Annotated in this window: 12 protein-coding genes; 9 read left to right on the top strand and 3 right to left on the bottom strand. The window is 58.2% G+C overall.

Translation table 11 applies throughout. The features are described from left to right. Positions 1-12 precede the first annotated feature (12 nt). Positions 13-1,461, bottom strand: a complete 1,449-nt coding sequence (gene dacB, locus VF694_RS05665; protein ID WP_003803686.1) for a D-alanyl-D-alanine carboxypeptidase/D-alanyl-D-alanine endopeptidase — start codon at positions 1,459-1,461, stop codon at positions 13-15. Positions 1,462-1,619: 158 nt separating this feature from the next. Between dacB and queA the strand changes: the two genes are divergently transcribed. From queA to secF, 5 genes are all read left to right on the top strand, one after another. Then, on the top strand, positions 1,620-2,684 hold the full coding sequence (queA, locus tag VF694_RS05660; RefSeq protein WP_440163898.1) for a tRNA preQ1(34) S-adenosylmethionine ribosyltransferase-isomerase QueA: 1,065 nt from the start codon (positions 1,620-1,622) through the stop codon (positions 2,682-2,684). Further along, positions 2,681-3,817, top strand: coding sequence for a tRNA guanosine(34) transglycosylase Tgt (gene tgt / locus VF694_RS05655; protein ID WP_003803688.1), 1,137 nt, complete (start codon positions 2,681-2,683; stop codon positions 3,815-3,817). The genes queA and tgt overlap by 4 nt, the downstream gene beginning before the upstream one ends. Before the next feature lie 89 nt (positions 3,818-3,906). Beyond that, positions 3,907-4,251, top strand: a complete 345-nt coding sequence (yajC, locus tag VF694_RS05650) for a preprotein translocase subunit YajC (RefSeq protein WP_003803689.1) — start codon at positions 3,907-3,909, stop codon at positions 4,249-4,251. Between the two features lie 60 nt (positions 4,252-4,311). Then, positions 4,312-6,183, top strand: a complete 1,872-nt coding sequence (gene secD, locus VF694_RS05645; protein ID WP_003803690.1) for a protein translocase subunit SecD — start codon at positions 4,312-4,314, stop codon at positions 6,181-6,183. Positions 6,184-6,235: 52 nt separating this feature from the next. Next, on the top strand, positions 6,236-7,174 hold the full coding sequence (gene secF / locus VF694_RS05640; protein ID WP_003803691.1) for a protein translocase subunit SecF: 939 nt from the start codon (positions 6,236-6,238) through the stop codon (positions 7,172-7,174). A 599-nt stretch (positions 7,175-7,773) separates the two neighbouring features. Here the strand turns inward: secF and map are convergent. Then, positions 7,774-8,541, bottom strand: coding sequence for a type I methionyl aminopeptidase (gene map, locus VF694_RS05635; protein WP_003803693.1), 768 nt, complete (start codon positions 8,539-8,541; stop codon positions 7,774-7,776). Further along, on the bottom strand, positions 8,538-8,759 hold the full coding sequence (locus VF694_RS05630; RefSeq protein ID WP_003803695.1) for a ParD-like family protein: 222 nt from the start codon (positions 8,757-8,759) through the stop codon (positions 8,538-8,540). The genes map and VF694_RS05630 overlap by 4 nt, the downstream gene beginning before the upstream one ends. Positions 8,760-9,019: 260 nt before the next feature. Between VF694_RS05630 and miaB the strand changes: the two genes are divergently transcribed. The 4 genes from miaB to VF694_RS05610 all read left to right on the top strand — a co-directional run bounded on the left by miaB (position 9,020) and on the right by VF694_RS05610 (position 12,917). After that, positions 9,020-10,420 (top strand): tRNA (N6-isopentenyl adenosine(37)-C2)-methylthiotransferase MiaB, encoded by a 1,401-nt coding sequence (miaB, locus tag VF694_RS05625; protein ID WP_003803697.1) that lies wholly within the window; start codon positions 9,020-9,022, stop codon positions 10,418-10,420. Between the two features lie 3 nt (positions 10,421-10,423). Then, positions 10,424-11,419 carry a PhoH family protein gene (locus tag VF694_RS05620; protein WP_301606753.1) on the top strand — a complete coding sequence of 332 codons (996 nt, stop codon included), beginning with the start codon at positions 10,424-10,426 and terminating at the stop codon, positions 11,417-11,419. Further along, a complete protein-coding gene (gene ybeY, locus VF694_RS05615; RefSeq protein WP_440163894.1) occupies positions 11,412-11,888 on the top strand; it encodes an rRNA maturation RNase YbeY in 477 nt (158 codons plus the stop codon). Before VF694_RS05620 ends, ybeY begins: the two co-directional genes overlap by 8 nt. Before the next feature lie 147 nt (positions 11,889-12,035). Continuing rightward, on the top strand, positions 12,036-12,917 hold the full coding sequence (locus tag VF694_RS05610) for an HlyC/CorC family transporter (RefSeq protein ID WP_039943754.1): 882 nt from the start codon (positions 12,036-12,038) through the stop codon (positions 12,915-12,917). Positions 12,918-12,949 lie beyond the last annotated feature (32 nt).

The raw sequence follows: 12,949 nt of genomic DNA, 5'->3' as shown, positions 1-12,949 counted from the left end.
CTATCGTGATCATTAACGCACTGCCAACCACTTCACCACTGCGTCAAAAAAGGGCCGGGCAGAGGCAGAACGTTCGTCATTGACCATCATGACAACAATATACCGCTTTCCGCTCGCTCCCAGCACGTAACCGGCCAGCGCACGGCTGTCGCGCAAGGTGCCTGTTTTCAGGTGGGCGCGCCCCTGCACCTCGTCGTCCCGCAAGCGTGAACGTACCGTGCCATCCACACCGGAGATGGCGAAAGAGGAAATATATTCAGGCATCCAGTTCGAGCGCCAGGCAACTTTCAACATATCAGCCATGCCGCCGGCGGTCACCCGTCCGTTGCGCGACAGGCCCGAGCCATTGTCCACAACCCAGCCGCTAGTGTTGACGCCCTGGCGTCCCAATATGTTCATGACTGCCCGCTCGCCGCTGGCCACGGTGGCCCCGGGACCGCTCATCTCCGCGCCCACGGTCAGCAAGATGGTGCGGGCCATCACATTATTGCTTTGCTTGTTCACCAGACGGATCAGGTCAGACAGGGACTGCGAATCATGCCAGGTAATGGCCTGGGCACGACCCGGCACCCGGCCAGGCTTGATATCACGCGCCAGGGTGCCGCCCAGATCGCGCCACAGACTGCGAAACAGTTTGTCGAAAAACTCAGTTTGAGAGTGCACCAGACGATACACGCTGAATTCGCCACAAGAGGCGGCCGCCTTACCGCTGACGCGTACCACCATGCCCCCGGCTTCGGGTTGAATCTGGGTGCCGATCACCGGTGAGCCCGGGCACGTTGCGGTCGACCACTCCACTTCACCCTGCACGCGCACACCCGGCAGCGGCGGATCAATAATCGCCACCCATTTGCGCGCCTGCGCATCAGGTTGAAATACCAGCCGGGAGGCTCCCAGCCCGACCATCATGGCATCCGGGCTGGCGTTATAGGGTCGATCACCCGCGTTATCAAAATCCCCCGGATTGATCGTCACATTGCCAAAAATGGAACGATCCACAATCACTTCGGTCAGATTCTTCACCCCACGCAAACGGAGTTCACGCAACATGTCCCATAACTGCGGCACGGTCAGAAACGGATCGCCTCCCGCCTTGATATACAAGGGTCCTTTCAAGGTGCCCTGCTCATCAACCTGCAGGCCGTCCTGGGCCATCAAGGTGGTGCGCCAGGTATATTCCGGCCCCAAGGCGGACAAGCCAGCCCAGGTGCTGACCAGCTTCATGACCGAAGCGGGGTTGCGGGGCTCCTGGGGATTGACGCCAATCAGACGCGGGCCATCTGCCTCGTCCACCACAATCGACAAAGACGATTGGGGAAGGCGGCTGGCACTCCAGACCGACGCCAACTCGGGAGGCAGGGCCTGGGCCAGAGCCAGTGAGGCGCCTTGCACCATCAGCAAGGCTACCAGAGCCATATGCTTGCAACGACTCAAAACAGGCTTTGTCTTCAAAACACCCATGCCCTCGTCTCCAACAGATCAATTCAGGAAAAACCCAAGCATACCGAAAGAAAAACACTGCGGATATGGCCGATTCAGCAATCTGACGGCAAAGCGTTAAAATAGTCGGTTACCCCATCAGGCCCGACCTTGCAGTCCGTGGCCCTTTACGACAAACCATGAGCATCGATCCCTCTTTAACCATCGCCCAGTTCGACTACGAGCTCCCCCCCGAGCTGATCGCTCAAAGCCCTCCGGCCCAGCGCCAAGGCAGCCGTCTGCTGCATCTGGACGGGGCCGGCCAATTGCATGACCGCCAGTTCACCGACCTGCCTGGCCTGCTGCGCAAAGGCGATCTGCTGGTCTTTAATGACACGCGAGTCATCAAGGCGCGCCTGCATGGTCAGAAAAGCAGCGGCGGCAAAGTCGAAGTGCTGATCGAGCGCGTGACCGGCCCTGACACCGCCCTGGCGCATATCCGCGCCAGCAAGTCGCCCAAGCCAGGCACCTTGCTGGAACTGGCCGATGGCAAGGTGCTGGCCGACTGCACAGGCCGCGAGGATGCCCTGTTTGCCCTGCGCTTTCATGAACCCGTGCTGGACATGCTGGAGCAGTACGGGGCCACGCCCCTGCCCCCCTACATCACCCATGCGGCCGATGAGCAGGACGAATCACGCTATCAGACCGTTTATGCCCGACACCCCGGTGCCGTGGCCGCTCCTACGGCAGGCCTGCACTTTACCGACGACATGCTGGCCACCTTGCGTACGCAAGGCGTGGACCAGGCCTTTGTCACCTTGCATGTAGGGGCCGGCACCTTCCAGCCGGTGCGTGTCGACAATATCAGCGAACACGTCATGCACGCCGAGCGCTACCACGTACCCGCCGCCACCCTGGCCAAGATTGAGGCAACCCGGGCTGCGGGTGGCCGCATCATCGCCGTGGGCACCACCAGCGTGCGCTCACTGGAATCGGCCGCCAGCAAAGAGCCCGGCATGAACCAGCGCTGCGCCGATGGCAGTATTGAAGGCGATACACGCCTGTTCATCACTCCCGGCTTCCAATATCAATGGGTTGATGCACTGATCACCAATTTTCATTTGCCCCAGTCCACCTTGCTGATGCTGGTGTCAGCCCTGGCGGGGATCGAACCCATACAACGTGCCTACCAGCACGCCGTCCAATCCCGGTATCGCTTTTTCAGTTATGGCGATGCTATGTTCATTGAGCCCCCTACCCCATGAGTGGACTGAAGTTTGACCTTTTAAGCACCGACGGCGCCGCTCGCCGTGGCCAGATCACCCTGAACCACGGTGTGGTGCAAACCCCCATTTTCATGCCGGTAGGCACTTATGGCAGCGTCAAGGCCATGATGCCGCACGAATTAAAGGACATCGGCTCCCAGATCATCTTGGGCAATACCTTTCATTTGTGGTTGCGTCCCGGTACGGAAGTGATGGACAAATACAAGGGCCTGCATAACTTCATGCAGTGGGACAAGCCCATCCTGACCGACTCGGGCGGTTTTCAGGTATTCAGTCTGAAAGGCATGCGCAAAATTACCGAGGAAGGGGTGAAATTTGCCTCCCCCATCACCGGCGAACGCCTTTTTTTAACGCCTGAAGTGTCCATGCAGATCCAGTATTCCTTGAACTCCGACATTTCCATGGTGTTTGACGAATGCACGCCCTATCTGATTGACGATCGCCCGGCCACTCACACCGAGGCGGCCAAATCCATGCGCATGTCCCTGCGCTGGGCCCGTCGCTCACGCGAGGAATTCAAGCGTCTGAGCAATCCCAATGCCTTATTTGGGATTGTGCAGGGCGGCATGTATGAAGACCTGCGCGACGAATCACTGGCGGGCCTGACGGAAATCGGCTTTGAGGGCTACGCCATTGGTGGTCTGTCGGTCGGCGAACCCAAAGAAGACATGATGCGCATTCTGGCGCACACCACCCCCAAACTGCCCGCCCATGCCCCGCGCTATCTGATGGGTGTGGGCACGCCTGAGGATCTGGTCGAAGGCGTCAGCCAGGGCGTGGACATGTTCGACTGCGTGATGCCTACCCGCAATGCGCGCAATGGCTGGCTGTTCACGCGTTACGGCGATATCAAGATCCGCAACGCCCGCTATCGGGACGATACCCGCCCGCTGGACCCCAGTTGCAGCTGCCATACCTGCCAGCATTTTTCGCGTGGCTACCTGCATCACCTGCAGCGTTCCAATGAGATTACCGGCTCACGCTTGAATACCTTGCACAACCTGCATTTCTATTTGCAGATCATGCAAGAGATGCGCGATGCCATCGAGCAAAAGCGTTTTGCAGCCTGGCGGGAGCAATTTCACCAGGACCGGGCACGCGGCATCGAATAACAGGCTGTTTGTGATCCGGCAATAAAGTGCCGCTACAATACACCGTTAGTTTTTGACAACCCACACAAAAAAATCCTCAGGAGCCCCACATGTCCGCTGTTGACATTCTGACTCTCATCCCCGCCCAGGCAGCTGCCGGCGGCGAAAACGCCCTGATGGGCATGCTGCCCATCATCTTGATGTTTGTTGTGCTGTACTTCCTGATGATTCGTCCTCAGATGAAACGCCAGAAAGAGCACCGCAACCTGGTGTCCAACCTGGCCAAAGGCGACGAAGTCATCACCTCCGGCGGTCTGCTGGGCAAAGTCAGCAAAGTTCACGACAACTACCTGACCGTTGAAGTGGCCAACCTGACCGACAAACCCGTCGAAGTTCTGGTCCAACGCGTGGCCGTTACGACTGTTCTGCCCAAAGGCACCATCAAGTCGCTGTAATGCCTCCGACCCCGGACCTCGGTCCGGGGTTGCCATTTCTGCACCCGTCGTAGATATCCCATGAATCGTTATCCCCTCTGGAAATATGCCATCGTATTGGTCGCGCTGGCGATCGGCCTGATCTATACCTTGCCCAATCTGTTTGGTGAGTCTCCTGCTGTGCAGGTTTCCAGCGCCAAATCCACGGTCCGGCTTGAAACCAGCCTGATCACGCATGTTGAAGCGCTGCTCAAGCAGAACAATATCCCTACGACGGGCTCGTATTTTGAACAGAACGGACCCAGCGCCACAGCGCGTTTCCGTTTTGCGTCTACTGACGTCCAGCTCAAGGCCAAGGACCTGATCGAGCGCGAGCTGAACAAGGACTCTGCCGCGTCTGCTCCCGACTACACCGTCGCCCTGAACCTGGTGTCTGCCTCGCCCGCCTGGCTGACCGCGCTGGGCGCGCACCCCATGCATCTGGGGCTGGACCTGCGTGGCGGCGTACACTTTCTGCTGCAGGTCGATATGCAAGGCGCCCTGACAGCCCGCTACGACTCCATGGTCGCGGACGCCCGCAGTGTGCTGCGTGAAGCCAAGGTACCGGTTGGCACTATTGAGCGTGAAGGCCAGTCCCTGCGCCTGAGCTTTGCTTCGGCTGACGAACGCGACCGCGCCCAGTCTGAGCTTCGTCGTGCCATCCCCGACCTGGCCTTTACCCCTGCGGGCGACAGCGGGCTGACGGCGCGGCTGACCGAGACCGCCACCATTCAAGTCCAGACAAACGCGCTCACACAAAACATCACCACCTTGCACAACCGGATCAACGAGCTGGGCGTGGCTGAACCAGTTATCCAGCAACAAGGTTCCGACCGCATCGTCGTCCAGTTGCCCGGCGTGCAGGATGTGGCCAAGGCCAAGGAAATCCTGGGTCGTACTGCCACGCTGGAATTGCGCATGGTGGAAGACTCCCCCGCTGCCGTTGCTGCCTTGAACTCGGGCACCGTGCCTTTTGGGCTGGAGCGTTATACCGAGCGCGGTGGCGCCCCCTTGCTGCTGCGTCGCCAGGTAATCCTGACAGGCGAAAACCTGCAGGATGCCCAGCCCGGCCGCGACTCGCAGACCCAACAGCCCACTGTCAACCTGACGCTGGACAACAAGGGTTCACGGATCTTTCGCGATATTACCCGCAACAACATCAACAAACGCATGGCCATTGTGCTGTTTGAGAATGGCGTGGGTGAAGTGGTCACTGCCCCGGTTATCCGCAGCGAAATCCCCAACGGTCAGGTTCAGATCAGCGGCAGCATGAATGCCCAGGAAGCCGCTGACATTTCCCTGCTGCTGCGTGCCGGTTCACTGGCCGCGCCCATGAGCATCATCGAAGAGCGCACCATTGGCCCCAGCCTGGGTGCCGACAATATTCGCCAGGGCTTTAACGCCACGCTGTACGGCTTTATTGCGATTGCCATCTTCATCATGCTGTATTACCACCTGATCGGCCTGTTCTCGACCATTGGCCTGACCTTCAACGTGCTCTTGCTGCTGGCCGTGCTGTCCATGCTGCAGGCGACCCTGACCTTGCCGGGTATTGCCGCCATTGCCTTGACGCTGGGCATGGCCATTGACGCCAACGTCCTGATCAACGAGCGTATCCGCGAAGAGCTGCGCAATGGTGCTTCCCCGCAACAGGCCATTCACCTGGGTTTTGATCGTGCCTGGGCCACGATCTTCGACTCCAACCTGACCAGCCTGATTGTGGGTGTCGCTTTGCTGGCCTTCGGTTCCGGCCCCATCCGCGGTTTTGCGGTTGTACACGTGATCGGTATTCTGACCTCCATGTTCTCTTCGGTGGTTGGGGTTCGTGCCCTGGTCAATCTCTGGTATGGCAACCGTCGTCGCCTGCAAGGGATTTCGATCGGCCAGGTCTGGAAGCCACAGGACAAGAAGTAAAGCGCCAGGGCCGGCGCAAGCCGGCCAGGCCCAACTACAGGCATAAAGCATCATGGAATTTTTTCGTATTCACCGCACTATCCCGTTCATGCGCCATGCACTGGTGCTGAACCTGATCAGTTTTCTGACGTTTATCGCAGCGGTTGTTTTTATTATCGTGCGCGGCTTTCACCTGTCCATCGAATTTACCGGTGGGACAGTCATGGAAGTGCATTATCAACAAACCGTACAGGTCGAAGATGTGCGCCGCTCGGTCCAGTCTCTGGGCTACACCGATTTCCAGGTACAGAACTTCGGCACCTCCCAGGACATCATGATCCGCCTGCCCATCCTGGACGGGCAGGATTCCACCCAGCAAAGCGAACAGGTCATCCAGGCACTGAAGCAGCAACACCCGGACGTAGAACTGCGTCGCGTGGAGTTCGTCGGGCCACAGGTGGGACAGGAGTTGCTGCATAACGGCTTGATGGCCCTGGCCTTTGTGGTCGCCGGTATTTTGCTCTATCTGGGTTTCCGCTTTGAATGGAAGCTGGCACTGGCATGTGCCATTGCCAACTTGCACGACGTGGTCATCATCCTCGGCTTTTTCGCTTTCTTTCAATGGGAATTCTCGCTGTCGGTACTGGCCGGTGTGCTGGCGGTGCTGGGTTACTCCGTGAACGAGTCCGTTGTGGTGATGGACCGTATCCGTGAAAACTTCCGCAAGCAGCGCAAGATGTCGGTAGCCGAGATTATCGACCTGTCCATTACCCAGAACATCTCGCGTACCATCATCACCCACGGTTCTACCCAGATGATGGTGCTGTCGATTTTCTTCTTCGGTGGCCCCACACTGCACAACTTCTCGCTGGCGCTAACCATCGGCATCTGGTTTGGTATCTACTCCTCCGTGTTCGTGGCTGCCGCTATTTCCATGTGGCTGGGCGTGAAACGTGAGGATCTGGTCAAGCCGATCAAGAAAGACGAAGGCGGCGAGGTTGTAGAAGGCTAAGTTGCTTCTTTAGTCGCTGTTAAAGAAAAGCCCGACATTAAAACAATGTCGGGCTTTTTTGTTTCTAAGGCTGCTAGATTGCAAGCAATAGGGTGGCAGCAACAAGCCTCTTTTTGTTTTCTTGGGGGACCCGAGCCGGTCGGCGGGGCGAGTCAGGCCGTTCGCCACAGGCAGTGCTCTGATGCGGGATGCAAGGGTCGTGCTGTTTGAGGAGCACGTTTGCGGTTTGTCCGGCGGACAAACTGCGCTCCGAGTTCACGACCCGCCCGCAGCAGAGCACTGACAAGGGGACCCGTGCACCGCACGGGCGAATGGCCCGCCAAGCTGACCGGCTCGGGTCCCCCAAGAAAACAAAGGCCTGCCACCCTATATTGATCTAAAGAGAGACCTCGGCACGACAGCTATACAGCGAGCAATACTGCGATGGCAATATGGCAGAACCTTACTGCTGTAGCGGCTCCAGCGCTGTCTAGAGCGAATCTCATTTCCATAAGGCTGATAGAGCTTATCGCCGCCACTCTCAGCCCACACGCTGCAAGGACCGGATAAGACACAACAATCCGACAGTCGAGGGAACAAAATAAGCGCAGTCTACTTAATTAATGCGGGATGGTTTCATCCGGCCGCAGCGTCAATACACGCACACCACTTTCTGTCACAGCCACCGTGTGCTCAAACTGTGCCGACAGCAAGCCATCACAGGTACGTACGGTCCAGCCATCTTTCCCGGTTTGCACCGCATGACCGCCTTGATTGAGCATAGGTTCAATGGTGAACACCATGCCCTCCTTCAATCGCAAGCCTGTGCGCGGCGTACCCCAGTGCAGGACCTCGGGGGCTTCATGCATTTCTCGCCCGATGCCGTGCCCACAGTAATCGCGCACAACGGAGTAGCCGTTCGTGCGTGCGTATTGCGAGATGGCAAATCCCACGTCACCCAAAGTCGCGCCCGGACGCACGGCTTGTATGCCTTTCCACATCGCCATATAGCAGGCATCGACCAGTTTTTGCGCAGCAGACGTAACCTGCCCCACCGTGTAGGTTTTGCTGGAATCCGCGATAAAGCCATTCTTCTCCAGGGTGATATCGAAGTTCACGATATCTCCCTCTTTCAACACATCCGCCGTGGACGGCATACCGTGACACACGACTTGATTGGGCGATGAGTTCAGAACATAGGCATAACCGTACTGCCCTTTGCTGGCGGGCCGGGCTTGCAGGTCCTGGACGATGTAGCTCTCGACCAGATCATTGACCTGCATGGTGTTCATGCCAATCAGATCCAACTGATCCAGACGCGTGAACACTTGCGCCAGCAAACGACCCGACTCGGCCATCAAGGCAATTTCGCCTGCCGTCTTGATCATGCGGGCTCCGTTTGTTCCAGGGGCACCGCCGGCTCACCCAAACCGACCGCCCTCATCTCTCGGGCAACGATGTCGTTAAAGCTCAAAGTGGGATTCAATTCGCACAGCAAGCCCATGCGTATCCAGAAGGCAGCCTGCGCGTTAATGGAGCGACACGAAACGGTGCTCGCCTTGCGCAACTGATCGTGTAACTCATCATCAATATTGACAATACCCATCACTCAACCTCTATATGAAACACATATGAATCATATATTCATAGAAAACCCTTCGCAAGAGGGCCGAGTTGAACGCGTCAGATACGGCCAGTTCACCCCTGTGGCGGCTTCCCATAAACGCACCTCTGAGGGGCGGCCTGCCCGCAACAAGTTGAACAAGAACAGTCTCTTGTTCGTGCCCCCTGTAAGACGGGGCGTTATAATGCTCGATTCTTCATTCTCAATGGCCCGCGGGATATACACCCGTCACGGCTTCTCTTATGACTGACACCACACACCCTAGCCCCGACACGGCGGACGCTGCCGCCAAACCTGCCCGCAAACTCTTCATTCGCACCTTTGGCTGCCAGATGAACGAGTACGACTCCGAAAAAATGGCTGATATCCTGAATCAGGATCGCCCCGTTGAGTTGACCACCAATCCCGAAGAAGCCGACATCATCCTGTTCAATACCTGTTCGGTACGCGAGAAGGCGCAGGAAAAGGTGTTCTCGGACCTGGGCCGGGTCCAGCACTTGAAGGCGCTGAATCCCGATCTGGTCATTGGCGTGGGTGGCTGTGTGGCCAGCCAGGAAGGTGACACGATTATTCGTCGCGCGCCTTACGTGGATGTGGTGTTTGGCCCCCAGACGCTCCACCGCCTGCCCGAGCTGATCGTCAAGCGGCGCAACAGCGGCCGCTCGCAGGTGGATATCAGCTTTCCGGAAATCGAAAAATTCGACGCCCTGCCCCCCGCACGCGTGGAAGGCTATTCGGCCTTTGTGTCCATCATGGAAGGCTGCAGCAAGTACTGCAGCTTCTGTGTGGTGCCCTACACCCGCGGCCCCGAAGTCTCCCGTCCCTTTGACGACGTGCTGATGGAAGTGGCTGACCTGGCCGACCAGGGTGTGCGTGAAGTGACGCTGCTGGGCCAGAACGTGAACGCCTACCGTGGCCCTACCGACGTGGCGGGCGAAATTGCCGACTTCGCCATGCTGCTGGAATACGTACACGAGATTCCCGGTATCGAGCGCATTCGCTACACCACCTCGCACCCCAAGGAAATGACCTCGCGCCTGATCGCAGCCCATGGCAATCTGCCCAAGCTCGTGCCCTTCCTGCACCTGCCGGTGCAAGCAGGTAGCGACCGTATTCTGGCTGCCATGAAACGCGGCTACACTGCGCTGGAGTTCAAATCCATCGTGCGCCGCCTGCGCGAAGCCCGGCCGGATATCGTCCTTTCCTCGGACTTCATCGTCGGCTTTCCCGGCGAGACAGAAGAGGATTTCCAGAAAACCCTGAAACTGATTCGCGATGTGAATTTCGACCAGTCCTTCTCGTTTGTCTACTCCCGTCGCCCTGGCACGCCTGCCGCCGACCTGGAAGACAACACCAGCAAAGAAGAAAAACTGGACCGTTTGCACCGCCTGCAAGCACTGGTGAACGAACAGGCCCAGGCCATCAGCCAGGCCATGGTCGGCAGCGTGCAGCGCATTCTGGTCGAAGGCACCTCACGCAAAGACGATTCGGAACTGAAAGGCCGTACCGAAAACAACCGCATCATCAACTTCCCGGGTGATCCTCGCCTGATCGGACAAATCGTGGATGTGCATGTCACCCAGGTACTGACCAACACATTGCGCGGAGAAATCGTGACCCATGACCGGGTTGCAGGAGCCTGATCTATGACTAATCAACGCCGCCGCCTGCCCACTGCTGTGCGTCTGGATGGGGACAACACCCATCTGGCCAATCTGTGTGGCCCCTTGGACGAGAACATCAAGCAGATTGCCATTGCCTACGACGTCACGCTGCGTCGGCGTGGCAGCCATGTTTCGATTGAAGGCGCGCGTGCGGAACAGGCCGCCAAGGCCATTGATTGGTTTCATTCGCGCGCAGTGCATCGGGCGCTCAATATCGACGATATCCAACTGGGTCTGGTCGAGCTGGGCGCCAGCCGCAGCCACGAAAAGGAACCTGCGCCAGAGGCTTTGCCCGAGCTGCCTCCTGTGGGTCAGGACGACATTTCCCTGCGCACGGCCAAACGCGACCTGCGGCCACGTACCCCTGGTCAGCGCGAGTACCTGCGCAACATTCTGAACCACGACATCAACTTTGGCATCGGCCCGGCCGGTACCGGCAAAACCTGGCTGGCCGTGGCCTGCGCCATTGATGCACTGGAGCGCGAATCCGTCCATCGTCTGATTCTGACCCGGCCGGCAGTGGAAGCCGGTGAGCGGCTGGGGTTTTTGCCCGGCGATCTGGCCCAAAAGGTGGACCCGTATCTGCGCCCCCTGTACGACGCCCTGTACGACTTGATGGGCGTGGAAAAAGTGCAGCGCCTGTTTGAGAAGCAGACCATCGAGATCGCACCGCTGGCCTACATGCGCGGCCGCACGCTGAACCATGCTTTTGTGATTCTGGACGAAGCCCAGAACACCACGCCGGAACAGATGAAAATGTTCCTGACCCGTATCGGTTTTGGCAGCAAGGCCGTTATTACTGGTGACCCCACCCAGGTGGACTTGCCCAAAGGCCAGCGCAGTGGTTTGACCCATGCCGTCACGGTGCTGGAAAACGTGCAAGGTATTTCCTGCTCGCGCTTTAGCAGCCGTGATGTGGTGCGCCACCCCCTGGTTGCGCGAATTGTGGACGCATACGAACGAGCCGGTGATGCCTGATCTGTGCTTGAGCGTCCAGTACGCTGTTGAATGCCCCGAACTGAGCCGCTCCCGTATCCGCCGCTGGATGCAGCGCACCCTTGAGATGGCGGTCGAACGCATCCACCCCGAGGATCGCTTTACGGGTCTGTCTGCCACCTTGCGCATTGTGGGAGCCCAGGAAGGCCAAAGCCTGAACCTGAGCTACCGAGAGCGCGACTACGCGACCAATGTGCTGACCTTTGAATATGGTCAGGACGAAGACGGCGTGGTCCATGGCGACATTGTGTTGTGTCTGCCCGTTCTGGAACGTGAAGCCCAGGAACAAGACAAACCCTTTTTGCATCATGCCGCTCATCTAGTTGTGCACGGCTGCCTGCATTCGCTGGGTTATGACCACCTCGAAGAAGACGAGGCCCAGGACATGGAAGCACTGGAAACAGCCGTGCTGGCCAGCTTTCGTATACCTGATCCCTATCAGGAACGCTAGCGCGCGCTGTGCCGGCTTCGTGTGGCCGCCGATGACAAAACCGCATCAATACGCGCCGTGCTTCACGCCTTGCGAATGATGACAGGTCCATACCTTGTCATCGTTTTTCGGTTATGCTTAATTTTTCCTTAACTCGTCCTTCGGACAATGTCAGACTCTGCTACCGACCCTGAGCCCCGCCCTTCCAAGGCCAGCTCAAACAATCCTATCTCTCGCTTAAGTGCTTTTTTCAATCGGCGTCACGAGCCCGAAGACCGAGAAGACCTTAAGTCTGTCCTGGTTGCGGCCCACGCTCGCAAAGTCATCGACGACGAATCGCTCTCCATGATCGCTGGAACGCTGGATATGGCCAACAAGACGGTGGCCGATATCATGGTGCCGCGCTCCAAGATCGATATGCTGGACATCGCCAAGCCCTTGACCGAGATGCTGCCCATCATTATTGAAACGGGCCACAGCCGCTTCCCCATCTATGAGACGGAACGCGACAACATCATCGGTATATTGCTGGCTAAAGACTTGCTGCTGTCCATTGCCAACCCCACACTGGATCTGCGGCCGCTGATCCGCCCTGCCGTGTTCATTCCTGAAACCAAACGCCTGAATGTGCTGCTGCATGAGTTCCGTGGCAGCCGCAATCACCTGGCCGTCGTCATTGACGAACATGGCGGCACCGCCGGGCTGGTCACGATGGAAGACGTGCTGGAACAAATTGTCGGCGACATCGAGGACGAATACGATGAAGACGCCGAACAGACCATTTTCCAGGCAGGCCCTGACAGTTGGCGGGTCATGGCCCTGACTGAAATCCCCGATTTCAACGAAGCGTTCCATACCAATCTGCCCAACGACGACTTTGATACCGTGGGTGGCTGGCTGGCATCCGAACTGGGGCACATCCCTCGCCGGGGCGATGTCGCCCAGCTTGACGGCATCAGCATCACCGTCGTGCGTGCCGATGCCAAACGAGCCCTTTGGCTGCACGTTCAGCGAGCCACACCCGCCGAGCCCCATCTTGAACAATCCTGATTCCAAACCTGTCCCCCAGGCGCTGCGCGTCG

Source organism: Alcaligenes sp. Lyrl_28, from assembly GCF_051948705.1.
GTDB classification, from domain to species: domain Bacteria; phylum Pseudomonadota; class Gammaproteobacteria; order Burkholderiales; family Burkholderiaceae_B; genus Alcaligenes; species Alcaligenes ammonioxydans.
Note: the sequence above shows the minus strand (reverse complement) of the source record. Positions and strands in the feature narration are given on the sequence as shown.